Here is a 25,720-nt window from a genome sequence, read left to right on the forward strand (position 1 = left end):
GTGGCAGAATATAGCAAGCTCACGGTAAGAATATCGTTAGCGTTGATACTTGTTCTTCTTGAAATATAAGCGGTATATACAAAGGCTCCGTCGCGCAGCAGAGCCACAGGATTACTATGAGTCGCCCTTTATTACCTAATTCAATCGCCCTGATCCTATTAGGTTTTGTTTCAGGCCTCCCGCTCGCTCTTACCGGCGGTACTCTGCAAGCGTGGTTAACCGTTGAAAATGTTGATATTAAAACCATCGGCTTTTTCTCCTTAGTCGGGCAAGCTTATGTTTTAAAATTTCTGTGGTCGCCGATGATGGATAGGTATACACCTCCATTTTTAGGCCGCCGTCGTGGCTGGTTAGTCACCACGCAGATTTTGCTGGTTGCCAGTATTGCTGGGATGGCCTTTATGAATCCGTCACAGCATCTATGGTGGCTGGCCTCATTTGCCGTTATCGTCGCCTTCTGCTCAGCATCACAAGATATCGTCTTCGATGCCTATAAAACTGATTTATTGAGTGCAGAAGAACGCGGTGTTGGTGCTGCTGTGTCAGTCATGGGCTATCGAATCAGTATGTTAGTGTCTGGTGGGCTCTCTTTATGGATGGCTGATACCTTTTTAAGCTGGAAGCAACTGTATTTATTAATGGCCGCATTAATGCTCATAGGGGTAGTTGCCACTTTATTCGCTAAAGAACCCGAAGATAATTGTGCCCCGCCCGCTTCATTAAAAGACGCTATTTATGAGCCATTAGCCGAATTTTTCAGCCGCAATAATGCATGGTTGATTTTATTATTACTGATTTTTTATAAAATGGGTGATGCCTTTGTAATGGCATTAAACACCAACTTTTTATTAAATGGCTTAGGTTTTAGCCTCAGTGAAGTCGGGGCGGTCAATAAAACTGTCGGGATGACAGCAACCATTGTTGGCGCATTACTGGGCGGCTATTTAATGAAAGAGATGAGTCTATTTAAGGCGTTACTAGTATTTGGTATTCTGCAAGGTGTCTCTAATATTGGTTATTGGTTCTTGGCGGTAACTCCAGCAAATATTTATTCGATGGGCTCAATTATTTTCCTAGAAAATATATTTTCCGGTATGGGAACCGCGGCCTTTGTCGCATTATTAATGACGCTGTGTAATAAATCGCTATCCGCCACTCAATTTGCTTTATTATCGGCACTCTCTGCCGTTGGTCGCGTTTATATTGGTCCTGTCGCTAGCGTATTAGTCAGTAATTACGGCTGGCCACTGTTTTATCTTATTTCTATCGGTGTAGCTTTTCCGGGCATCATACTGTTATTAGCCTGCCGTAAATCACTGTTATATACCCAAGTTACCGGGATGTTCCAGCGCCGAGAACTGTTTCCAGCGGCTTATAAAATTGCCGTTAAAACATTATTAGTAAGCGTCATATGTTTAGGATTATGGTTGCTATCACTATTAATTTTCAGTTTTTCTACTATTAAAATCTACATGTTTACCCAACAATTAGATCTTTGGTTAAACCTAAACGCATATCAGGATATTTTATTTAATACTGGAATATCAATTGGATGTATTAGCTTAATTCTTGGCGGATGTCTCGATTTCTTTGCAGTGAAAAAAGCCGTTGAGCAGAGCCACTAATCCTATATTTAGCTAAAATGCTGGGTAAGATCCCAGCGTTTTATTAATTAATCTATTATTAATAAAAATAAACAACTTGAAGTCGCTCAGTAAATTTGACTATTCTCCGCCCTATTAAGTGATGCAGATCACTTAGCCAATGAAATCTATTTTTTATTTACACTATAAGAGTCTAAAATATCACAGTTTTAGGCAAGTCAGCATTGGCTGAATACGAATTTAATCACTTAATAATTAAATGATAATAATATAAAAAATGAAAAAACAACTGCTATGTCTCGCCGCCCTAGCTTCTTTATCTAGTGCTGCACACGCTGATTTTTTAGATTATCAGAATGGTTTTGCCGACATCAATGTCAACTATTTGGATTGGTCTCGCCATACTGAAAATAAATCAAAAGATGGCTCACGCAAACAAGATTTCGCTTACATCGAATTAGAAGGTGGCGCAAACTTTAAGTGGGGCGAACTGTATGGTTTCTTCGATCTAGAAAATCCATTTCACAAAAGAAGAACAGAGCCAAGCCGTAATCAACGCTATACGGTAAAAACCACCAGCCGTATTTATTTAGGCGAAACAGGTTTTAACTTGTACGGCCATGTTTATGGTACTTGGTCAATGCCTGGCGCACGCTATGGCGGCAACTTCCATGAAGTCAATACACTGTATGGGATTGGTTATAATACCGGTATAGGTAATCTATGGTTCAAACCTTTTGTTGCGCTACATTATGTTGATCAAACCTATTATTCTGGCAATAACGGCTATGTTGTCGGTTGGGTCGCTGGCTATAACTTCAAAGTATTAAAAGAAGATTTCGCCATCACCAACTGGCATGAAATGGAATTCAACCGCAATGAACGCTACGGAAATGGTGGCAGTCACGGTATTAATGGCGCAGTCGCTTTATGGTGGAATGCAACGCCTAATTTAGCGGCTGGTGTACAATATCGTTACGCTGATAATAAATTAGGTGAAGACTTCTATCAGGATGCGATTGTTTATACCTTAAAATATAATTTCTAAGGTGTCGAATTAATCACCAATAATAACGAAGATATCTCGCTATTATTTGGCTTGTGGATTACAGCCCCATCACTACCGATAAGAACGACTGCCCATCAGTCGTTCTTTTTTCTTAAAAAGCCTCATCTTTTTGCCTAATAAAACCGATATATAGCCGTCGATGTTTAAACTAATCTTTTTTTGTTTCTTTTTTCTTTTAAAAATTACAAAGATATTTTAAGATTAAGCGCGCTTTATCAAAGGATCGTTAAATCCTAGGCTATAAATTTAACTTTTAGCTAATGATGCTTTTACATGTGATCACATCTACATAAAGAGCCAACATTTCGATTTCTTTACCTTACAATTGTTTACACTACTATAACCTTACCGTAAAATGCCCACACTGATGAAACGACAATAGAATTTTTGTCATTTGGGGTCGTGGATGAGACTTATGAACTACAAAAAAAGTATTGGGGCAATCTCACTGTTAGTAGCTTCCTTGTTATTAGGCGGCTGCGATATGGTGTTGATGGATCCTAAAGGCGCCGTTGGTGTCGAACAGAAAAAGCTAATCCTTACTGCGATTGGCCTCATGCTGATAGTTGTGATCCCGGTAATTATCATGGCAATTGCATTTGCTGTGAAGTATCGTCAATCTAACAAATCAGCTACTTACAGTCCTAACTGGGGTCATTCAAATAAGATTGAATTGGTAGTTTGGACCATTCCTATCATTATTATTATTATCCTTGGGACCATCACTTGGAAAACAACCCATGAGCTGGATCCTTATCAGCCATTAGTGAGCGACCAAAAACCAATAACTATCGAAGTTATTTCTACCGACTGGAAATGGGTATTTATCTATCCTGAACAAGGCATTGCCACCGTCAATGAAATTGCTTTCCCGACGGGTGTTCCTGTTAACTTCAAAATCACTTCAGATTCTGTAATGAACTCTTTCTTCATTCCTGCTCTGGGTGGACAAATTTACGCCATGGCAGGTATGCAAACTAAATTGCACCTGATTGCTAACGAACCTGGTACCTATAAAGGTATCTCTTCAAGCTACAGTGGTGCTGGATTCTCTGACATGAAGTTTAATGCGATTGCAACACCGACGCAGGAAGGCTTTGATGAGTGGGTTCAGAAGGTAAAAGCTTCACCAAAAACGCTTGATACTATGCAAGCATTTGATGAGTTAGCTAAACCTAGCCAAAAAGTTCCAGTTACCTACTTCTCAAGCGTAAAACCTAATCTGTATGCAGATATCGTGATGAAATTCGGTCATGAGCATCACGCGGGTATGACGTCTATGGATCACAAAGAACAGTCTGCGGATCACTCTATGAATATGAGCCATTCAGCTCATGCAGGCGTTGAGGAATAAGGGCATGTTGGGAAAATTAACACTTGATGCAGTCCCGCTCCACGAGCCAATTATCGTAATCACCCTATTAGCTATTATTATTGGTGGTTTAGGTGTAGTCGGCGCGATTACTTATTTCCGTAAATGGAAATGGTTATGGGGCGAATGGTTAACCACCGTTGACCATAAAAAAATTGGTATTATGTATATCATCGTGGCGATGGTCATGTTGTTCCGTGGATTTGCGGATGCAATCATGATGCGTAGTCAGCAAGCACTGGCCTCTGCCGGTGAAGCAGGATTCTTGCCACCTCACCATTACGACCAAATCTTTACCGCGCACGGCGTTATCATGATTTTCTTCATGGCGACACCGTTTGTGGTCGGTTTGATGAACTTAGTCGTTCCCCTTCAGATTGGTGCGCGTGATGTTGCGTTCCCATTCCTGAACTCGTTGAGCTTCTGGTTCTTCGTTGTCGGTGTCGTTCTGATTAATATCTCTTTAGGTGTTGGCGAATTCGCACAAACCGGTTGGTTAGCGTATCCACCATTATCCGGCAAAGAATATAATCCGGGTGTCGGGGTCGATTATTGGATATGGAGTCTGCAAATCTCAGGTATCGGTACTTTACTGACTGGGGTTAACTTCTTCGCTACCATTATCCGTATGCGTGCTCCTGGTATGTCGATGATGAAAATGCCAGTCTTTACTTGGGCGGCATTCTGTACCAACATCCTAATTATCGCCGCATTCCCTATCCTAACAGTGACTATTACTCTGTTGACCCTTGACCGTTATCTCGGTACCCATTTCTTTACCAATGATATGGGCGGCAACATGATGATGTACATCAACCTGATTTGGGCTTGGGGTCATCCTGAAGTTTATATTCTAGTCTTGCCAGTATTTGGTGTGTTCTCTGAGGTTACTGCAACCTTCTCCAAAAAACGCCTGTTTGGCTATACCTCGCTGGTATGGGCAACTATCGCCATTACTGTACTGTCGTTCATCGTTTGGTTACACCACTTCTTCACCATGGGATCAGGCGCTAACGTCAACGCCTTCTTCGGTATTGCCACCATGATTATTTCAATCCCAACCGGGGTTAAAATCTTCAACTGGCTATTTACCATGTATCAAGGCCGTATCGAATTTAAATCCCCAATGCTGTGGACAATTGGTTTTATCATCACCTTCTCTATCGGTGGGATGACCGGCGTTCTATTAGCGGTTCCAGGGGCTAACTTTGTCCTGCATAACAGCTTATTCCTGATTGCGCACTTCCATAACGTAATTATCGGCGGTGTAGTCTTCGGTTGTTTCGCGGGTATGACTTATTGGTTCCCGAAAGCATTTGGCTTTATGCTAAATGAGAAATGGGGCGTTCGTGCATTCTGGTTCTGGATCATCGGCTTCTTCTTTGCCTTTATGCCACTGTACGTTCTTGGCTTTATGGGAATGACACGCCGTATTAGCCAGAACATCGACCCTCAGTACCATACCATGCTGCTAGTCGCATCTTTTGGTGCACTCCTAATAGCTATCGGTATTCTGTGCCAAGTTATCCAAATCGTTGTCAGTATCCGTGATCGCCACGAAAACCGTGATTTAACCGGTGACCCGTGGGGAGGACGTACGCTGGAATGGTCAACATCTTCACCACCTCCATTCTATAATTTCGCGATTGAACCCAATGTTCAAACCCGTGATGCGTGGTGGGATATGAAAGAAAAAGGTACTGCACATCAGCGCCCTGCGGGATATGAAGAGATCCATATGCCGAAAAATACAGGTGCTGGCGTGATTATTGCCGGATTCAGTCTGGTGTTCGGTTTTGCCATGATATGGCATATCTGGTGGCTAGCGATTATTGGTTTCGCAGGTATGATTGTCACCTGGATTGTGAAAAGCTTTGACACAGACGTTGATTTCTATGTACCTGTGGCTGAAATCGAAAAAATCGAGACTAAGCATTTTGAAGATTTAGACAAGGCAGGTGTAAAAAATGTCAACTAATACAATGACCAATCAGAATGAGGCCCATGCAGAGCATGGGCACCACGATGCAGGAGCTACCAAAGTCTTCGGTTTCTGGATCTACCTGATGAGCGACTTAATTCTGTTTGCCAGCCTGTTCGCAACCTATGTTGTGTTATCCGGCGGTACGGCAGGCGGTCCGAGCGGTAAAGACATCTTCAGCCTGAAGTTTGTCCTAGGCGAAACTTTCTTATTGTTGTTCAGTAGCATTACTTATGGTTTTGCAATGCTGGCGATGCATAAAGGAAAAGTTGCTACCGTTAACCTCTGGTTATTCGTGACTTTCCTACTAGGTCTTGGCTTCGTTATCATGGAAGTTTACGAATTCCATGAATTGATTTCAGAAGATTATGGTCCAGATCGTAGCGGCTTTTTATCTGCGTTCTTTGCTTTGGTTGCTACTCACGGCCTGCACGTTACCGCAGGTCTGGTGTGGATTATCATCATGATGATCCAAGTTTCATGCCGTGGTTTAACCCAAGTAAATCAAACACGTCTTAACTGCTTGAGCCTGTTCTGGCACTTCTTAGATGTGGTTTGGATCTGTGTATTTACCGTTGTTTATCTGCTGGGGGCAATATAATGAGTCATGTTAAAGATGCTCATACAGGAGCGAGCCACGGTAGTGCCAAAACATACGTGATTGGCTTTATACTGTCAGTTATCTTGACAGTCATCCCATTCTGGATGGTAATGGAAGGCACTGCATCTCAATCCACGATTTTAGCGGTTGTGGTTGGTATGGCAGTGGTTCAGATCCTAGTACATCTGGTGTGTTTCCTCCATATGAATACATCATCAGATGAACGCTGGAACCTGATTGCATTCCTGTTCACTTTGCTAATCATCGGTATCGTTGTTATTGGCTCTCTGTGGATTATGTACAACCTGAACATCAATATGATGCTCGACTAAAGAGTCGCCAATATGTTTAAGCAATACCTGCAAGTGACCAAACCAGGAATTATTTTCGGAAATTTAATTTCTGTGATCGGCGGTTTTCTGCTCGCGTCGAAAGGCGTGATTGACTATCCCCTGTTCATTGCGACTTTGCTGGGTGTATCACTGGTTGTGGCATCTGGTTGTGTATTTAACAACTATATCGACCGTGATATCGACAGGATCATGGAAAGAACCAAAAATCGCCCTTTAGTTAAAGGGCTGATTGACCCGAAAGTTAGCCTGATTTATGCCGCTGCTCTCGGTATTGCTGGCATGGTGCTGCTACTTGTAGCAGCCAATGCCTTGGCAATGCTTATCGCGGTTGCCGGTTTTATTGTCTATGTCGGGGTTTACAGCTTATATATGAAGCGTAAATCCGTCTATGGTACTTTAATCGGTAGTTTGTCAGGTGCTGCGCCTCCGGTTATTGGTTATTGCGCTGTCACTAATGAATTTGATGCTGGCGCATTGATCTTGTTATTAATTTTCAGCTTATGGCAAATGCCGCATTCATACGCCATTGCAATTTTCCGTTTTAAAGACTATCAAGCAGCTAATATTCCCGTTTTGCCGGTCATCAAAGGAATTTCAGTCGCTAAAACGCATATTATCCTCTATATTCTGGCCTTTATGATTGCAACAGTAATGTTGGCGCTCAGCGGTTACGCGGGTTACAAATATTTAGTTGTTGCAGCTGCGGTTAGCCTATGGTGGCTAGGTATGGCTATTTCAGGATTTAAAACCACTAATGATGATCGTGTCTGGGCACGCAAACTGTTTATCTTTTCCATTATTACGATAACCTCTCTGAGCGTAATGATGTCTGTTGACCCAACAGTTTCTGCTGATACGGTACTGACTTATGTCCGGTAATCTGCTGAATAATCGCTAGCAAAATAAAAGATAGTTGATAATGGCAGGTAAATCCTGCCATTATTGTCTTTATCAAATAGCGGTTATCAAATAACATTCATTGAATAACCCGCACATTGACAGCATCAACCTTAACCACCAGCCAAATCGCATGTTTATTTCTAGGAATGTCCCTAGAATTACGTGTTTATATTTTTTGAGGTAACACCATGAACGATAATAAAATGACACCGCGGGAACTCAGAGCCACGTGGGGTTTAGGATCGGTTTTTTCCTTGCGAATGCTGGGAATGTTTATGGTTTTGCCCATCCTCACCAGCTATGGCTTAGAACTCAAAGGAGCAACTGAATTTCTGCTCGGACTGGCTATTGGTATCTATGGGTTAAGTCAGGCTATTTTTCAAATTCCTTTTGGCTTTTTATCCGATCGATTCGGTCGTAAGCCGATAATTGTTTTTGGACTGCTCATTTTTATTGCCGGCAGTATATTAGCTGCGTTAAGTGACTCTATTTGGGGAATTATTATCGGCCGAGCATTACAAGGTGCCGGGGCTATTTCAGCCGCCGTAATGGCCTTACTCTCAGATTTGACTCGCGAACAGAATCGAACTAAAGCGATGGCATTTATCGGGATTAGTTTTGGTCTAACCTTCGCTATCGCCTTAGTTTTAGGCCCAATTCTAACCCATGCTATAGGTATCCAAGGATTATTTTGGGGGATCACCCTGCTAGCGATTGGCGGGATCCTCATCACTCTATTTGCGGTACCAAATAGCCAACATCATAGCTTAAACCGCGAATCAGGCTTTGTTAAAGGCCATTTACGTGCTGTTTTAACTCACCCGCAATTGCTCAAACTTAATTTTGGTATTCTTTGTCTGCATACATTACTGATGTCTAGCTTTGTCGCCCTGCCATTAATAATGACCCATGCCGGATTTGCCGCAGAGCAGCATTGGAAAGCCTATCTAATCACGATGTTAGTCGCCTTTGTAGCCGTTCTGCCTTTTATTATTTATGCTGAAAAACAGCGTCGAATGAAACAAGTTTTCTTGTTCTGTATCGCGCTATTGTTTATTGCCGAGATTATTCTGTGGCTTTCTGGCGATAATTTATGGATTATTTTCCTCGGGATTCAACTATTCTTTATCGCCTTTAATGTTATGGAAGCCATTCTACCTTCACTGATCAGCAAAGAAGCACCCGCCGGTTATAAAGGCACTGCGATGGGAATATATTCCACCTGTCAGTTTTTAGGCGTAGCTATCGGGGGGATTTTTGGTGGCTGGCTATATCAACATCAAGGCGCATCTGGCGTATTTATCGGTGGATTAATTGTTGCTTCGCTGTGGTTCATTGTCAGCTTAACAATGAAGCAGCCCCCTTATACCAGCAGTATTCGTCTGGTAATGCCCCATCGATTTAAAGCTATTCCAGCGCTACAGGCTAAACTTTCACAGCAACCGGGCGTCAGCGAAGTCGTTATTGTCGTCGATGAAATGAGCGTGTATGTCAAAGTCGATAAAAAACTCACGTCTCGCGAGCAGTTAGAATCTATTGTTAACGCCGAATAGTTGGTTGAATAAATAGCTATTTGAATAATGAGCGCAATAGTTAAATTCAATCAACGTAATGACAGCCCGAAGCTCGATTGGGCTGTCATTAACTTACTCAATAAAAAGCATTTAATAGAAAAACGAAATAAAGACCGGCAAGTAATCTTAATCGCGGAAGTTATTAAACTGAAACGGCTGCCCCAAATCGCTCTGACGAACCAAATTCATCACTGCCTGTAAATCATCGCGCGATTTTCCAGTCACTCGTACTTGCTCACCTTGAATTTGCGCCTGTACTTTTAACTTGCTATCTTTAATCAACTTAACGATTTTCTTAGCTTGTGCAGTATCGATCCCCTGCTGCAATGTCGCTTCTACGCTGTACATTTTACCGCTGTGCAGCATCTCACTGGGTACCGTTAATACGGCACCATCAATACCGCGTTTAGACATTTTTTCGCGTAGAATATCAACCAGTTGGTTAACCTGAAAATCAGATTCACTGGTCAACTTAATCGATTCATTTTTTTCATTCAGTTCAATACTGGCGGTCACGTTACGGAAATCCCAGCGACTGGTCAGTTCTCTTTGAGCGTTTTCGACCGCATTACGAACTTCATGCAATTCAACTTCAGAAACAATATCAAATGATGGCATGCTCTATGACCTCCTGATAATCAATAGGATGGAATGATAGCCTCTTTCTATTACAAGGAAAAGAGCCGACCCCGAGGATAATAAACTCGATTTATGCTTTTATATACCAACCCGTGAGATCACCGTGAAATAAGAGAGAGATAAAAAATAGCTTTGGTTTATCTCCTCAATATAGACGCTATAATCTCCTCATATAGCAAAAATAGGAAACAACAAATCGTAGATAGCAGGGAGAACAATTGAAAATTACGCTAATTGGTTGTGGTTCTATCGGTAAACTGTGGCTTGCGGCTCTGCATCAACAGCAACATGAGGTGCAAGGCTGGCTACGACTTCCAAAAGAGGAATTGTCTTTATATATCAATAATGTGAATGGCGATACATTTAACCAGGTTATTGCGAGCAATGATTTGGCGCACTTGAAAGCCAGTCAGTTAATTATTGTTTGTCTAAAAGCCTGGCAGGTCTCAGCCGCGTTAAACCCGCTCAGTGATCTTATCGCAACTGATTGTCCTATTTTATTGCTGCACAATGGTATGGGTACCCTCGATGAGCTGCAATTTAATCAGCATCCGCTGTTGGCAGGAACAACCACTCATGCGGCTTGGCAAGATAACCACCAAGTTTTTCATGTTGCTCAAGGGATTACACATATTGGCGCCGTCAATCAACCTGCCCAAAATTACAGCTATATTGCCGATATTCTGCATCAAGCCCTACCAGATGTCGCATGGCATAACCAAATTATCACTACTTGCTGGCAAAAACTGGCGGTTAACTGCGTGATAAATCCATTAACGGTACTGTATGATTGTCATAATGGTGAGCTTCTCAATTATAGCGATCAAATTCAGCTTTTAACCCATGAAATCTATCAAGTTATGGTCGCAGAAGGGCTCTATACCGAAGAACAATCTTTATCTCATCATATTAATCGCGTGCTCACCGATACCCATCAAAATTTTTCATCGATGTTACAGGATGTCAGAAATCAACGCCGTACAGAAATCGATTATATTACGGGTTATCTCCTCAAACGAGCGCGACTTTACGGTATTAATACCCCCGAGAATGATCGCATTTATCATCTTATTAAATATAGGGAACAACACTATGACAGTTTCGGTACTGGTCTGTCTGGCTAACGGCAGTGAAGAAATGGAAGCGGTAACAACTATCGACATATTGGTAAGAGCCGGTATAAACGTTACGACGGCCAGTGTGACTAATGATGGCTCAACCCAGATTACTTGCTCGCGTGGCGTCAAGCTTATCGCCGATTATCCGCTCGTTAAAATTGCCGATGAGCCTTTTGATGCGCTAGTGTTGCCCGGTGGATTATCCGGTGCAGAAACCTTCCGTGACAGCCCGTTAGTGATAGAAAAAATTCGCCGTATGCATCATGAAGGTCATATTATTGCGGCTATTTGTGCTTCTCCAGCGGTTGTATTGGAATACCATCAATTATTTCCGATTGGCAATATGACCGGCTATCCGAGCTTAAAAGATAAAATTGCGAGCAATAAATGGGTCGATAAACGAGTCTATTTTGACGAACGGGTCAATTTATTAACCAGCCAAGGGCCGGCTACTGCGATTGATTTTGCGTTGAAATTAATTGAGTTATTAATTGATAAATCAAAAGCCGCTGAAATCGCCGCTGAATTAATATTACCGCCGGGGATCAATAACTATGTCGATAATCAGTGGTTATTTGAAAATTAATAATTAGCTTACCATAAGGCTATATTCGATAAAAAAGTCGGAGATATTGAGAATGGATCTCCTCAATTTTCTCCAACTTTTTATATTGCCGAGCTTATAAATCAGTCTGTTTATCGAACAATCTGTTGATGAATCAGCTAGCGTATTCATCAATTAACTTACAAGCCGCTGAGCTGCTCTTAGTAAATGATGAAAATAGCTAAATAATATCCGCCAGAAAAATCACCCTGTGAAGCCTAGCAGAATTAAGGACGATACACTTTAACGTTGGTGTATCCCTGCTCATGCAAATACAGCGCTTGTAGACGACTCATTACGCCTCGGTCACAGTACAACATGTAGGTTTTATCTTTTCCTAACTCTGCAAATTGCGTACTTAATTTGTAGAATGGGATATGGATCACTTCCACATTGTCGATATGCAGTGGTTTGGCTTCAGCTTCATCATTAGAACGAATATCAACGACGATTTCATCCTGAGCAGCTATTTCACTCACCGTTTCAACTTCCGTCACTTGCTGTTTACTTTCGGTCGCAATTTGACGGATATCCAGATTTTGCGCTTGAGATACCGCGTTCTCTAATACCTCAAAATTGAAATGAGCTTCTTCTGCTTCAATTTTTTCTTTGATAGCTTTTACGGTCGGGCTTTTTGAAATAACACCGCAGAATTCTGGCATGGTACGAGCAAAATCTTCCGTACCGATCTGTCTGGCCAGATTAATAATAGTTTCTTTATCGTGCGAGATTAAAGGCCTTAAAATTAAGGTATCGGTCGCATTATCGATCAAGCGCAGATTGGTCAATGTTTGGCTAGAAACTTGGCCTAATGCTTCACCAGTGACCAGCGCCTGAACGCCATAACGCTCTGCAACTTTAGAGGCGGCACGTACCATCATGCGTTTGAGCACAACGCCCATTTGTCCGTCATCTACTTTTTCAAGAATTTCAGCAACAACCGGTTCAAAGTCGATAGCAACAAAACGCACTTTATGGGAGCTACCAAAACGGTTCCATAAATAATGAGCCACTTGTTTTACGCCGATTTCATGGGCTGCACCGCCTAAATTAAAGAAACAGTAATGCACACGACAACCGCGACGCATCAGCATATAGCTGGATACACCAGAGTCAAATCCGCCTGAAATTAATGATAAAACATCTTCTTGAGTACCAATTGGGAAACCACCGATACCTTCATAGCGTGCTTTAACTAAAATTAATTTTTCATCTTCAATTTCAAGATGAACAGTAACCTCAGGTTTAGTTAATTTAACTTTGGCTGATGCTATATTTTGGTTTAATCCACCGCCGATATAACGTTCGGCATCAATTGAACTAAACTCATGTTTCCCTTTACGTTTTACACGAACACAAAAGGTTTTATTTTCCAGCGCCGGCGCATAAGCCTGATGAGTCATTTCATAGATATGATGCAGACTAGTAAATGGATGTTCTTCAACTTCTAAAATATGATGAATACCGGGAATACGCGTTAATGCGTCACAAATTTCATCGTGACGAATCTCACTTTTAACCCGTACCGCAATGTTATCCCAATGACGAACAACCGCGATATCATCGCCGAAGGATTTAAGCACATTACGAATATTGCTGGTTAGTATTTTAATAAAACGCAGTCTTACTGACTGGCTTTTAATAGTAATTTCTGGGAATAACTTAATGATAAACTTCATAATTGGCTGTACAGTTAATTTATAATTTAGGCGGTTATATCCCCCGTTTCCCTTAAAGCACAGACTGGTTTATGCTAAACCATGCCGCAGCGTAACGTATCTAATTCGGTTCGCTGCCGCTCTGCATCTAAAAGTTTGGGGAGATAAATTAACGCAATGAATGATAGAAAGAAGCGTTAACTTTCCGAGTGTCAATAAGGTGGCGGATTATAACATCATCTTGTGGAATGCGCCTAAAAACACGAAGAATAAATTGTATCCTTTGTTATACTAGGATAGTCTCCAATTCATATAGACTGACCCGACTTTTATAAAAAGCAAATATTATGGCTAAAGAAAAATCTCAGCGCGTTCCTTCTGTCAGCTTCGAAAACTCACTGCAAGAACTGGAACAAATCGTCGCAAAATTAGAATCTGGTGAACTTCCTCTCGAAGACGCATTAAATGAATTTGAACGTGGAATTCAGATTGCCAAACAAGGGCAAAAAGTTTTGCAGCAAGCCGAGCAGCGTGTCCAAATCCTGCTGCGTGATGATGAAAACGATCAGGAAACGCCTGCTCACGCTCAATCACTTACAGATTTTTCTCCTGATACCGAATAAATTATGCCTGAACAAACGCATTTATCATTTATCCAATTACAGCAACAGGCTCAAATTCGTGTGGATAACTTTTTGTTATCCGTACTGAAATCACAGCCTTTTGCCGGCTCCGCCTTAGCCAATACGATGCAGCACGGGGCATTACTGGGTGGCAAACGCCTACGCCCTTTCTTGACTTATGCCGTTGGCGGTATGTTAGGTGTCAGCGAAAATAATTTAGATGCTCCAGCCGCCGCGGTAGAATCTATTCACGCCTATTCATTAATTCATGATGATCTTCCGGCGATGGATAATGACGATTTACGCAGAGGCCAACCGACGTGCCATATAAAATTTGGCGAAGCCAATGCTATTTTGGCCGGAGATGCTTTGCAGACCTTAGCTTTTCAAATTTTATCGACATCATCGATGCCCGATGTGGCAGATAAAGACCGCATTGCCATGATAGCTGAACTTGCGATTGCCAGTGGTTTAACCGGAATGTGTGGTGGGCAAGCGCTTGATCTCGAAGCTGAAGGTAAAAATATTGATTTACCGTCTTTAGAGCGAATTCATCAGCATAAAACGGGCGCATTAATTAAAGCAGCTATCCGGCTTGGGGCCTATGCCGCTGGCGATAAAGGCCGGAAAGTCATGCCGGCTCTGGATAAATATGCCGAAGCCATTGGCTTAGCATTTCAAGTACAAGATGACATTCTTGATGTTATCGGTGAGACCGAGGTGACAGGCAAGCGTCAGGGCTCTGACCTCCAGCTAGATAAAAGTACCTATCCCTCACTATTAGGATTAAAGCAAGCACAGCAAAAAGCCCTCGAGCTATACGCTGATGCGCTTAATGCTTTAGAAACTATAGCCCAACAAGGTTATAATATCGAAACATTAAAAGCCCTAGCCAATTTCGTTATTGAGCGTAAAAACTAATCTGAACAGTCGATCGATTATTCGAAGAGACACGATCAGTTTCAGTTAACGCAATCAGTTTACGCTTTTGATTAACAAGCGACATGGCTAAGTAAACTTAAACGCAGCCTCTTTCTGAGGCAGCGATTTTCCGAATTAACAATAAAAAATGTAGTGGGCATCATAATGAGTATTGATATTGCCAAGTACCCAACCTTAGCGCTGGCAGCAACTCCAGAAGAGTTGCGCATGCTGCCAAAAGAAAGCCTGCCTAAACTATGTGATGAGTTAAGGCAATTTTTGCTTAACAGCGTCAGCCGTTCTAGTGGACATTTTGCTTCCGGGCTTGGCACAATCGAACTGACTGTGGCTCTGCACTACGTTTATAAAACGCCCTTTGATAATCTTATCTGGGATGTGGGTCATCAGGCGTACCCACATAAAATTCTGACTGGACGCCGTGATCGAATCGATACTATTCGACAAAAGAATGGGTTACACCCTTTCCCATGGCGGGCAGAAAGTGAATATGATGTGCTGAGCGTAGGCCATTCTTCAACGTCTATCAGTGCTGGCTTAGGGATGGCGGTGGCTGCGCAGCGGGAAGATCACGGACGTAAAACCGTATGTGTAATTGGCGACGGTGCAATAACTGCGGGTATGGCTTTTGAAGCCATGAATCACGCTGGTGATATCGCGCCGGATATGCTGGTCGTCCTGAATGATAATGAGATGTCGATCTCTGAAAATGTCGGTGCGTTAAATAATCACTTAGCTCATTTATTATCAGGAAAATTATATACCACGCTTAGAGAAGGCGGAAAAAAGGTCTTCTCTAATCTGCCGCCAATTAAAGAACTACTGAAAAAAACCGAAGAGCATATCAAAGGCATGGTTGTGCCGGGCACCATGTTCGAAGAATTAGGCTTCAATTATATTGGCCCGGTCGATGGCCATGACGTATTAGCATTAGTTCAAACGCTACGTAATATGCGTGACCTAAAAGGCCCGCAATTTCTCCACATTATGACCAAAAAAGGTCGTGGTTATGAGCCCGCAGAGAAAGACCCCATTAGTTGGCATGCGGTGCCTAAATTTGATCCATCGACCTTTACGCTGCCAAAAAGTAAGGATACTCGCCCAACATTCTCTAAAATATTTGGCGACTGGCTATGTGAAGAAGCAGCAACCGATGCAAAATTAATGGCTGTGACTCCCGCCATGCGCGAAGGCTCTGGCATGGTTCGATTCTCCAAAGAATATCCAGACCAATATTTTGATGTCGCGATTGCAGAGCAACATGCCGTCACATTTGCCGCGGGATTAGCCGTAGGTGGCTACAAACCTATTGTCGCAATTTATTCCACATTTTTACAACGTGCTTACGATCAAGTGATCCACGATGTAGCTATCCAAAAATTACCGGTGTTATTTGCTATCGACCGCGCGGGGATAGTCGGTGCTGACGGTCAAACACATCAAGGCGCATTTGACCTTTCGTTCTTACGCTGTATTCCTGATCTAATCATTATGGCACCAAGCGATGAAAACGAATGCCGCCAAATGCTACATACGGGCTATCAATATGATCAAGGGCCTGTCGCCGTACGTTATCCTCGAGGTGCAGGAACAGGCGCACAATTAACGCCTTTATCGCCATTACCGATAGGTAAAGCTATTGCTCGTCGCCAAGGTGAAAAAATTGCTATTTTGAACTTCGGCACGTTATTATCAGAAGCCTTAATAGCTGCTGAGTCACTGAATGCTACCGTAGTAGACATGCGCTTTATCAAGCCTCTCGATGAAGCGATGATCCTCGAACTCGCAGCATCACATGAAATTCTGGTGACTCTGGAAGAAAATGCCATTATGGGCGGCGCAGGCAGTGGCGTAAATGAACTATTAATGCGCGAAAAAATTCTTATTCCGCTGCTGAACCTTGGATTACCGGACTTTTTCATTCCACAAGGTAACCAAACAGAAATACAAGCGGATTTAGGCTTAGATAGCGCGGGTATAGAGAACTCAATTAAACACTATCTGGCTAAATAAGTTTATTAAATTTCAAAACAGCACGGCGATTGATTAATACCGTGCTGTTTAATTAAATCTTTCTCTAATTTATTCAGCTTAAATAACTAATATTGATTATATCTATTACGGTTAACCGATTTTTATGAGCCTGCATTAGCTATTAATCTGCTTTAAATAACCATGCTCGAATATCCTATCTAGAATAATCAAACCGAATATAATGATTTTCAAATGCGACCAAAAAGTAAATGGGTCTGAAATGCTATCGTTATGTTATAAATTGGTATTATTTAATTAATGCTCTTCGATAAGTAACGCTATACTCTTTATCTTTTCTGATTTAACTTAGTTTGTCTGCCTATGATTAGTAGAAGATACCGACTAGAGATAGGTTAAATACAACAAAGGTAAAGGAACCCTAAAATTAAAATCTGCCTAGTGATATTCTCATAGAAATAGACCATCTATTCTTCAGCCTCAATCAAAACCACGCTAAATAATAAGATTAGGTATAAATAATAAAATTAAATCATAAAAAGTATACAAGCATATTGCAATTATAAAAAATAAAGCTCAATATATACGCATCATATTATTTATTATTCTCAGTAATTATTTTTAACCTTCATTATATAGTTGAAATTACTTATTTTAACTATATTACGTTACCGTACGCCTCTATTTAAGCTGCCTTTTGGCAGCTTCCTTTTATTGTATTTATATTAATTACCGCTCGTCTAAATTATCACCAACAAAATTAATTTATTTACGGCTATAACGCAAAAATGAGCTATCTGCCGTAGCAAAATAGCCCATATTTAAACATCAAAACTTACTAGTATTAATGTAATGATGATCGAATTATCATATGTCGTATCAGCAGTATTCTAATTGGCAGAGAATGGCATGAGATTATAAAATGCCAATAGCCACACCATAACATACGCAAAAATTGCCGCGATCACATCGTCGATCATAATACCAAAACCACCGCTGACACGCCTATCAAACCAACGGATTGGCCATGGCTTCCACATATCAAAAATGCGGAAAATAAAGAAGCCGGTTAATATCCATTCCCAACTTACTGTAGGGATAGCCATTAAGGTTATCCACATGCCGATAAATTCATCCCACACGATACTGCCGTGATCGTGAACTTTCATATCATCTGAGGTACGCTGACAAATTAAACAGCCGATAAAAAAACCAGCCACAATAATTACCCAGCAACTCCATATTGGCATCCGAGCCATCAATAACCAAAATGGAATAGCCGCTAATGAGCCCATGGTTCCAGGTACAATAGGTGATAATCCGCTGCCAAATCCGGTCGCCAGTAAATGCCATGGATTACGCATTTTTAGTCGATCTGTTGCTTCACTCATATGTACCTTCCAAATTAAAATGATCAAATCCCTGTAAGGAAACAGATATTTCCTGTTCGCCTTTAAAATAGCGAACACCTTCCGATTCAGGACGAATTTGACCGATACAAGTAAAGCCGGAGCCAGTATGCGCTAAAGCCATTTCTAATGCACCGCGATTAATCTCAGGAACAGTAAAGCACAGTTCATAATCTTCCCCACCGCTTAATGACCAAATACGAGCTTGTTCTTCGGTGCAAGATTGATCTAAATAACATTGGGTTAATGCAGATGATAACGGCAATTTATCGAGATTAATCCGTGCACCTGTACCACTTATTTTTAAAATGTGGGCTAAATCAGAAATCAAACCGTCTGAAATATCAATCGCGGATGACGCCAAATTACGTAAAGCTTGGCCTTGTAAAACGCGAGGCTGAGGGCGTAAATGACGCTGAACTAACCACTCGCGTTGTGAAAGATCATCAACTTGTAAACGTTGCTGTAATATTGCTAAGCCGGCAGCACTATCGCCCAATGTACCAGTAACATAAATCCAATCACCAATACGTGCACCAGATCGCGTTAATGCTTTACCCGTAGGTACTAGTCCATGAATAGTATAGGTTAAACTCATCGGTCCGCGAGTTGTATCTCCACCTATTAGTTGAATTCCATAATAATTTAATTGCTCAAATAATGAGTCGCTAAATTGAGATAACCATGCAGTATCAACAGAGGGGAGGGTTAATGCTAAAGAGACCCAAGCCGGATCAGCACCCATAGCAGCAAGATCGCTAATATTTACCGCTAAAGATTTATACGCCAGATCGGCAGGTGAGATATCCGGCAAAAAATGAATACCGGAGACCAAAGTGTCTGTACTCACAGCCAGTTGCTGTTTTTCAGGGATAGTCATTAACGCACAGTCATCACCAATACCAATATTAACATCATGGCGGTTAATTGTCTGGCGGTTAAAGTAACGTGCGATGAGGTCAAATTCGCCATATGACATTATGTATCATCCCAAATTTGTAATGCTGATGTATATAAGGCCGGTTAGCCGGCCTTATTATGCATTACTACCGTTTTGTCAGGGGGAACCCCGGTAAACAATTATTTCTTTTTACGTACGGCCGGAGCAGCTTTATCTAACACACCGTTGACAAACTTATGGCTGTCTTCAGCGCCAAATACTTTAGCCAGTTCGATACCTTCGTTGATTGCAACTTTAAAAGGCACATCTTGACGATAGCTCAGTTCATACATAGAAATACGCAGAATGGCTTTTTCAACTTGACCCAACTCTTCTAACTGACGAGACAAATATGGATTCATCAATTGGTCAAGTTTGGCTGCGTTGGTAGCAACACCCGACAGCAGTTCACGAAAATATGCCACATCGACACCAGACATGTCCTGTTCAGATAAAAATTCTAATTCCACATCTGCGATATTATTACCGGATAACTGCCATGAATAAATGGCCTGAACAGCACATTCACGGGCGCGACGACGAGCAGCAGGTTTCACAAGATCCCCCTTAAATAAGAACTAAATCAGCTTTTTAAAGCTTTAATTACATTAATCATTTCAAGTGCAGTCAGCGCAGCTTCGGCGCCTTTATTACCTGCCTTTGTTCCTGCTCGTTCAATAGCCTGTTCTATGTTTTCAGTGGTCAAAACACCGAAAGTCACCGGAATATTACTATTCAATGCAACATGAGAAAGACCTGAACTGCATTCACCGGCAACGTACTCGAAATGGGCTGTGCCACCACGGATAACTGTACCCAATGCAACCACTGCATCATATTTGTTGGTTTCTACCAGTACTTTTACTGCCAGTGGTAATTCATAGGCACCGGGTACCCAAACCACAGTGATATTGTCTGAAGGAACTTGGCCAATGCGATCTAACGCATCAATAGCACCTTCCAGCAGGCTGTCATTAATGAAGTTGTTAAAACGAGCGATAACAATTGCTATACGAGCTTCAGGAGCAGCAACAACACCTTTGATTACGTTCATAGCCTTCCTTAAAATATCAATTTAGATCCGCGGGGCGCGGATTTTATCACATTCTTTCATTCACTGCGTCTTTCAATTTTAGCAAAGAGGCAAAAAAGTTATATTTGGTGCTATTTATCGCCAGTTACCAAAGTGGGCGTAATCGTAAACGCACATCGTCACCGACTTTAGTGACCTCGGTAAATTCAAATTTTGGCGCATCACTAAGATGAGCTAATTCGGGTAAGTTAATCAACCCGCGGGCCGTATCGCCTAAAAGTTTTGGCGCAATATACAGGATAAGTTCATCGACTAAGCCCAATTTAAGTAAAGATCCCGCCAGTTTGGGGCCACTTTCAACCCAGATACTATTGATATTGCGCTTAGCTAACTGCATCATCAAAATGACTAAATCGATGCCTTCTGCATGCTCAGGGATCGCCAGTTGCTCTACATCACCAGCAAATTCTGTCGGCTGTGGCTGAGGACGCACTAACCAGCATGCTCCGTCGAGTTGAGTCACTTGATGTTGAGAAGTCACTCGATTATGACGGTCTAAAATAATTCGGGTAGGTTGACGTACAGACGCTTGCGGATAAATAGCTTGAATATCCGTCGATAACTGTTCCCAACGCACTGTTAATGCAGGATCGTCGGCTAAAACAGTGCTACTAGTAGTTAAAATAGCGCTAGCTTGAGCACGGAAATTCTGTACATCTTGACGCGCCGCTGGCGAAGTTATCCATTTACTTTCACCGGAGGCCAATGCAGTTTTACCGTCTAATGAGGCGGCTAATTTTAATTGAATATATGGGAATGCTGTACGCATTCGCTTAAAGAAACCCCGATTAATCGCTTCGGCTTCCGCCATCAATACGCCACTTTCAACCTCAATACCTGCCTGTTGCAGCATAAATAACCCCCGTCCCGCCACTTGCGGATTGGGATCTTGCATCGCCGCAACGACTCGGCTAACACCGGCTTTAATTAATGCTTCTGCACAAGGCGGTGTACGGCCATGGTGGCTACAAGGCTCTAACGTAACGTAAGCAGTTGCACCTTTAGCACGTTCACCTGCCATTTTTAAGGCATGAACCTCGGCGTGTGGCTCGCCTGCTTTTTGGTGATATCCTGTACCAACCACTTGATTATCAAGGACAATAACACAGCCGACATTGGGATTGGGAGAAGTAGTAAATCGGCCTAATTGGGCTAACTCGATAGCTTGTGCCATATATTGGGCATCTTGCTGTTGCTGCGTTTGCGGTATGGATTTTTGCGTTGATTGTTGCATAATTTAGTCCTGTAGCCGCGCAATCTCTTCGCCAAACTCACGAATATCTTCAAAACTACGATAAACAGATGCAAAACGGATATAAGCGACTTTATCCAACTTTTTCAATTCATCCATCACCAAATTGCCGATCATTTTCGAGGCAACTTCACGTTCACCGGTCGCTCGCAATTGTGACTTAATCACATTGATAGCCATTTCAACATCATCAGAGCTTACGGGACGTTTTTCCAGTGCTTTTAATAAACCTCGACGCAGTTTTTCTTCGTCGAAAGGCTCGCGAATATCGTCACTTTTAATCACTCGAGGCATAACAAGTTCGGCGACTTCAAAAGTGGTAAAACGCTCGTGGCATTCCAAGCATTGTCGACGCCTGCGAACCTGAGATCCGTCGGCAACCAGGCGGGAGTCGATCACTTTGGTATCTACGGCAGCGCAAAATGGGCAATGCATAGCGGTTCCTGATTCAGATTACGGGAGAATAGTGTACCTCAGACTGCCATGAAAAACACCCTGACAGTGAATGCTGTCAGGGTGTTTTATCGGCAGACTATTAGCCGGCGATCACAAGATTGGCGGAAAGTGATGAGCTTTTCGACTAACTCAATAAATTAACTCAGTTAATTATTGGGTCTGAAAAATATCTCACTGTCATTATCACTTTCACCCTTTCCCGTCGTTATCTTATTTTTGTCGTAATTTCGCTGCTACATTTATGCAGCTATATTTGCGAAGCTACGCGCTAATTAAGGTAACAGGGAATCTTGATCTGCACCTTCTTTTTCGACTTTAGTTTGGATCAGATGCTCACGTCTCATGCCCATTTTCAGTGCTAATGCAGAAGCCACATAAATAGAGGAGACAGTCCCGATGGTCACACCAATCAACATAACTAAAGAGAAGCCTTCTAACATCGCGCCACCGAAGATATACAGCATCAGAACCACCAATAAGGTCGTTGCTGAGGTCATAATCGTACGGCTTAATGTTTGCGTTAGTGAGACGTTCATAATCTCATAAGGCGTTCCGCGACGGATTTTACGGAAGTTTTCACGAATACGGTCAGAAACCACGATACTGTCATTCAGTGAATACCCGATAACCGACATCAAAGACGCCACAATAGTCATATCAATTTCAATTTTGAATAGCGATAAAATACCCAAGGTAATTATCACGTCATGGGCTAGTGCCACAACTGCACCCGCAGCCAAGCGCCATTCAAAACGACATCCAACATAAATCAAAATACAGATTAATGCCGCAACAAGCGCTAAGGCACCGGTTTGTGCCAATTCGGCACCCACACTCGGCCCAACAAACTCGATGCGTTTTACTGTCGCCTTATCATCCACATTATTGTTGATAATGGTAATAATCTCTTTACCCACTTCTTGACCCGCAACGCCTTCAATCGGCGGTAAACGGATCATGATGTCACGGCTACTGCCGAAATTCTGGATAAGTGGATCTCGATGATCTGAATTAGATAAGCTATCGCGGATCTTATCCAAATCAGCTGGCTGGCTGAGGCTAATCTCAATGACGGTACCGCCAGTGAAATCTAATCCCCAGTTAAAGCCTTTAACCCCAATAACCACAATCGAAGCGATCAACAATATGATAGAAATCGTAAAGGCAACGTTGTCCCAGCGCATAAAGTCATAGACTTTACGGCCATGGTTTAATTGTTCAACAGTATAATCCTGTGCCACAACGTGCTCCTTAAATTGACAGCTTCTTAATACGTTTACCACCATACAGCAGGTTCACGATAGCGCGTGTTCCTATGATTGCAGTAAACATTGAGGTGGCGACACCAATTGCTGTCGTAATCGCAAAGCCTTTAATCGACCCAGTCCCCACAGCATACAAAATAATAGCGGTGATTAAGGTAGTTAAGTTTGCATCGATAATACTTGAGAAAGCGCCTTTATACCCTTCATGAATTGCTTGCTGGACAGATCGCCCATTCCGCAACTCTTCTTTGATACGCTCATTTATCAGTACGTTAGCATCAACTGCAACGGCCAGTGTCAGCACGATCCCGGCAATACCCGGCATGGTGAGTGTCGCCCCCGGTAATAGAGACATTATCCCGACAATCATCACTAAGTTTGCAAGCAATGCTGTACTAGCAATCAGACCAAATTTACGATAGTAAATCATCATAAATAGAATCGATGCTATCAGACCAGCCAGACACGCTTTCAGACCTTGTTCAATATTCTGTAAGCCCAGTGTCGGACCAATCGTCCGTTCTTCAACAATTTGGATAGGTGCAATCAATGCCCCGGCACGCAATAGTAAAGATAATTGACGTGCTTCTGCTGGGTTTGAAATACCGGTAATCCGGAATTTACTCCCAAAGCGTGCAGAAATACGAGCTACGTTGATCACTTTCTCATCTTTAACCAGAATCGAGCGACCCGCTGCATCTTTTTTACCGCTGTCTTTATATTCGACAAATAGCGCTGCCATCAATTTATCCTGATTATCACGAGTGAAATCAGACATGATGGTACCGCCCGAGCTGTCCAAGCCAATACTGACCTGTGGTGCGCCCATTTCGTCATTTTCTGAGGTTGAATCAGTAATATGATCGCCGGTGAGGATAACGCGTTTAAACAACACGACAGGCTCATCTTCACGGGTATATTTCACTTCAGAGTCACCTGGAATACGACCAGATGCAGCCGCAGAACTATCTACGCCACTGTTAACTAAACGAAATTCTAAAGTTGCAGTTGCGCCCAGAATTTCTTTTGCTCGTGCCGTATCTTGAATACCCGGTAACTCAACCACGATGCGATCCGCACCTTGACGTTGAACTAATGGTTCTGCAACGCCTAACTGGTTTACACGGTTACGCAGGATATTGATATTCTGAGAAACAGCATAATTACGCGCTTCACGTAAGCGCTCATCAGTCATAATGGCTGTCATGGTATTACCACTGCCATTAGTGAGCACTAAATCAGGATAGCGACGGGTCAGATAACTCTCCGCTTTAGAGCGGTCATCTGTATTACGGAATCGAACTTCGACGCCATAATCATTAATTTTACGAATAGAAGAATATGGAATACCTTGATCACGCAAGTCACTGCGTAAGCCATCCATATTTTGTTCCTGCAATTTGCTTAATGCAGTATCCATATCAACTTCCATCAGGAAGTGGACACCACCGCGCAGATCAAGCCCTAATTTCATCGGCTCGGCCCCTAAAGTCTCTAACCAACTTGGGGTTGCAGGCGCTAAGTTTAATGCGACAACGTATTGATCACCCAGTGCTTCCATTAAGGATTCACGGGCATGCAATTGAATATCAGGGTTATTAAAACGCGCTAAAATAGCCCCATTCTCCAGAGCAATAGATTTGCTCTGTATATTCTCTTTATCTAATATTTTACGGACTTGGACCAGCGTTTGTTCATTGGCGGCGGTTCCCCGCACGCCAGTGATCTGAACAGCCGGATCCTCACCATACAGGTTGGGAAGTGCATATAGCAGACCGATGAGGATCGCAGCGATCAGCATCAGATACTTCCACAAAGGATAACGGTTTAGCACGGCTAGTTCCCTTCGGGAAAATCAGAAATTAAATAGCTTTCATTGTGCCTTTAGGCAATACAGCAGCAACGAAATCACGTTTGATAGTTACTTCAGTCGTTTCGTTCAGCGCGATAACCACATAACCGGTATCAGAAACTTTACTTACACGACCAATCAGACCACCAGTTGTCAGGACTTCATCGCCTTTAGCAATAGAATCCATCAATTTTTTATGGTCTTTAGCACGTTTTTGTTGTGGACGCAGGATCATAAAATAAAAGATCAATGCAAATACAACTAACATGATAACTAAAGAATAAGGGCTACCCTGACCTGGTGCGCCAGCTGATGCCGCTGCTTCAGAAATAAAAAAACTCATTCAACTTTCCTCATTGTTATTGAACGCAATTTAAAACACTAAGTGCCAACAAGCCCGATATGCTACACAGATTAAGACAAATT

The 25,720-nt window shown here is 42.3% G+C and carries 24 protein-coding genes; 13 read left to right on the forward strand and 11 right to left on the reverse strand.

Going from position 1 to position 25,720, the window contains the following annotated elements; all coding sequences use genetic code 11:
* Positions 1-116 precede the first annotated feature (116 nt).
* From MNY66_RS12940 to MNY66_RS12975, 8 genes are all read left to right on the forward strand, one after another.
* Entirely contained in the window at positions 117-1,625 is a 1,509-nt protein-coding gene (locus tag MNY66_RS12940; protein WP_241501040.1) for an AmpG family muropeptide MFS transporter, read from the forward strand.
* Between the two features lie 256 nt (positions 1,626-1,881).
* Complete coding sequence (locus tag MNY66_RS12945; RefSeq protein ID WP_047256433.1) at positions 1,882-2,652, forward strand: nucleoside-specific channel-forming Tsx family protein; 771 nt, start codon at positions 1,882-1,884, stop codon at positions 2,650-2,652.
* A gap of 427 nt (positions 2,653-3,079) precedes the next feature.
* Positions 3,080-4,027, forward strand: a complete 948-nt coding sequence (gene cyoA / locus MNY66_RS12950) for a cytochrome o ubiquinol oxidase subunit II (RefSeq protein WP_047256434.1) — start codon at positions 3,080-3,082, stop codon at positions 4,025-4,027.
* Positions 4,028-4,031: 4 nt separating this feature from the next.
* Entirely contained in the window at positions 4,032-6,023 is a 1,992-nt protein-coding gene (cyoB, locus tag MNY66_RS12955; RefSeq protein WP_047256435.1) for a cytochrome o ubiquinol oxidase subunit I, read from the forward strand.
* A complete protein-coding gene (locus tag MNY66_RS12960; RefSeq protein ID WP_047256436.1) occupies positions 6,013-6,627 on the forward strand; it encodes a cytochrome o ubiquinol oxidase subunit III in 615 nt (204 codons plus the stop codon). The genes cyoB and MNY66_RS12960 overlap by 11 nt, the downstream gene beginning before the upstream one ends.
* A complete protein-coding gene (locus MNY66_RS12965) occupies positions 6,627-6,959 on the forward strand; it encodes a cytochrome o ubiquinol oxidase subunit IV (RefSeq protein ID WP_047256437.1) in 333 nt (110 codons plus the stop codon). Before MNY66_RS12960 ends, MNY66_RS12965 begins: the two co-directional genes overlap by 1 nt.
* A 12-nt stretch (positions 6,960-6,971) precedes the next feature.
* Positions 6,972-7,859, forward strand: a complete 888-nt coding sequence (gene cyoE, locus MNY66_RS12970) for a heme o synthase (protein WP_047256438.1) — start codon at positions 6,972-6,974, stop codon at positions 7,857-7,859.
* Positions 7,860-8,068: 209 nt separating this feature from the next.
* On the forward strand, positions 8,069-9,433 hold the full coding sequence (locus MNY66_RS12975; RefSeq protein ID WP_047256439.1) for an MFS transporter: 1,365 nt from the start codon (positions 8,069-8,071) through the stop codon (positions 9,431-9,433).
* Positions 9,434-9,580: 147 nt separating this feature from the next.
* Here the strand turns inward: MNY66_RS12975 and MNY66_RS12980 are convergent, their stop codons facing one another.
* A complete protein-coding gene (locus MNY66_RS12980; RefSeq protein ID WP_047256440.1) occupies positions 9,581-10,072 on the reverse strand; it encodes a YajQ family cyclic di-GMP-binding protein in 492 nt (163 codons plus the stop codon).
* A 239-nt stretch (positions 10,073-10,311) separates the two neighbouring features.
* Here MNY66_RS12980 and panE point away from each other — a divergent pair, with 239 nt between their 5' ends.
* Complete coding sequence (gene panE / locus MNY66_RS12985) at positions 10,312-11,217, forward strand: 2-dehydropantoate 2-reductase (protein ID WP_047256441.1); 906 nt, start codon at positions 10,312-10,314, stop codon at positions 11,215-11,217.
* Positions 11,186-11,797: a protein deglycase YajL gene (yajL, locus tag MNY66_RS12990; protein ID WP_047256442.1), complete on the forward strand. Its 612-nt coding sequence runs from the start codon at positions 11,186-11,188 to the stop codon at positions 11,795-11,797. The genes panE and yajL overlap by 32 nt, the downstream gene beginning before the upstream one ends.
* A gap of 245 nt (positions 11,798-12,042) precedes the next feature.
* Here yajL and thiI read toward each other — a convergent pair whose 3' ends face one another.
* Positions 12,043-13,494: a tRNA uracil 4-sulfurtransferase ThiI gene (gene thiI, locus MNY66_RS12995; RefSeq protein WP_047256443.1), complete on the reverse strand. Its 1,452-nt coding sequence runs from the start codon at positions 13,492-13,494 to the stop codon at positions 12,043-12,045.
* Between the two features lie 326 nt (positions 13,495-13,820).
* Between thiI and xseB the strand changes: the two genes are divergently transcribed.
* The 3 genes from xseB to dxs all read left to right on the forward strand — a co-directional run bounded on the left by xseB (position 13,821) and on the right by dxs (position 17,048).
* Positions 13,821-14,096 carry an exodeoxyribonuclease VII small subunit gene (xseB, locus tag MNY66_RS13000; RefSeq protein WP_047256444.1) on the forward strand — a complete coding sequence of 92 codons (276 nt, stop codon included), beginning with the start codon at positions 13,821-13,823 and terminating at the stop codon, positions 14,094-14,096.
* A 3-nt stretch (positions 14,097-14,099) separates the two neighbouring features.
* A complete protein-coding gene (gene ispA, locus MNY66_RS13005; RefSeq protein WP_241501041.1) occupies positions 14,100-15,017 on the forward strand; it encodes a (2E,6E)-farnesyl diphosphate synthase in 918 nt (305 codons plus the stop codon).
* 165 nt (positions 15,018-15,182) lie between these two features.
* The gene (gene dxs, locus MNY66_RS13010) at positions 15,183-17,048 is read left to right on the forward strand and encodes a 1-deoxy-D-xylulose-5-phosphate synthase (protein ID WP_241501042.1); all 1,866 of its coding nucleotides are present in this window, start codon (positions 15,183-15,185) and stop codon (positions 17,046-17,048) included.
* An 869-nt stretch (positions 17,049-17,917) separates the two neighbouring features.
* Here dxs and pgpA read toward each other — a convergent pair.
* The 9 genes from pgpA to yajC all read right to left on the reverse strand — a co-directional run bounded on the left by pgpA (position 17,918) and on the right by yajC (position 25,637).
* Positions 17,918-18,418, reverse strand: a complete 501-nt coding sequence (gene pgpA, locus MNY66_RS13015) for a phosphatidylglycerophosphatase A (RefSeq protein WP_047256447.1) — start codon at positions 18,416-18,418, stop codon at positions 17,918-17,920.
* Entirely contained in the window at positions 18,411-19,415 is a 1,005-nt protein-coding gene (gene thiL, locus MNY66_RS13020; RefSeq protein WP_047256448.1) for a thiamine-phosphate kinase, read from the reverse strand. The genes pgpA and thiL overlap by 8 nt, the downstream gene beginning before the upstream one ends.
* Before the next feature lie 101 nt (positions 19,416-19,516).
* Complete coding sequence (gene nusB, locus MNY66_RS13025; protein WP_047256449.1) at positions 19,517-19,933, reverse strand: transcription antitermination factor NusB; 417 nt, start codon at positions 19,931-19,933, stop codon at positions 19,517-19,519.
* Between the two features lie 26 nt (positions 19,934-19,959).
* Complete coding sequence (gene ribH, locus MNY66_RS13030; protein ID WP_047256450.1) at positions 19,960-20,430, reverse strand: 6,7-dimethyl-8-ribityllumazine synthase; 471 nt, start codon at positions 20,428-20,430, stop codon at positions 19,960-19,962.
* Positions 20,431-20,554: 124 nt separating this feature from the next.
* Positions 20,555-21,703 (reverse strand): bifunctional diaminohydroxyphosphoribosylaminopyrimidine deaminase/5-amino-6-(5-phosphoribosylamino)uracil reductase RibD, encoded by a 1,149-nt coding sequence (gene ribD, locus MNY66_RS13035; protein ID WP_047256451.1) that lies wholly within the window; start codon positions 21,701-21,703, stop codon positions 20,555-20,557.
* Positions 21,704-21,706: 3 nt separating this feature from the next.
* Complete coding sequence (nrdR, locus tag MNY66_RS13040) at positions 21,707-22,156, reverse strand: transcriptional regulator NrdR (protein ID WP_047256452.1); 450 nt, start codon at positions 22,154-22,156, stop codon at positions 21,707-21,709.
* A gap of 293 nt (positions 22,157-22,449) precedes the next feature.
* On the reverse strand, positions 22,450-23,418 hold the full coding sequence (gene secF, locus MNY66_RS13045) for a protein translocase subunit SecF (protein ID WP_047256453.1): 969 nt from the start codon (positions 23,416-23,418) through the stop codon (positions 22,450-22,452).
* A 10-nt stretch (positions 23,419-23,428) separates the two neighbouring features.
* Positions 23,429-25,276, reverse strand: coding sequence for a protein translocase subunit SecD (gene secD, locus MNY66_RS13050; protein ID WP_072057353.1), 1,848 nt, complete (start codon positions 25,274-25,276; stop codon positions 23,429-23,431).
* Positions 25,277-25,304: 28 nt separating this feature from the next.
* Positions 25,305-25,637, reverse strand: coding sequence for a preprotein translocase subunit YajC (yajC, locus tag MNY66_RS13055; RefSeq protein ID WP_047256455.1), 333 nt, complete (start codon positions 25,635-25,637; stop codon positions 25,305-25,307).
* Positions 25,638-25,720: the final 83 nt, after the last annotated feature.

It is taken from the genome of Moellerella wisconsensis (assembly GCF_022592395.1).
GTDB lineage: Bacteria > Pseudomonadota > Gammaproteobacteria > Enterobacterales > Enterobacteriaceae > Moellerella > Moellerella wisconsensis.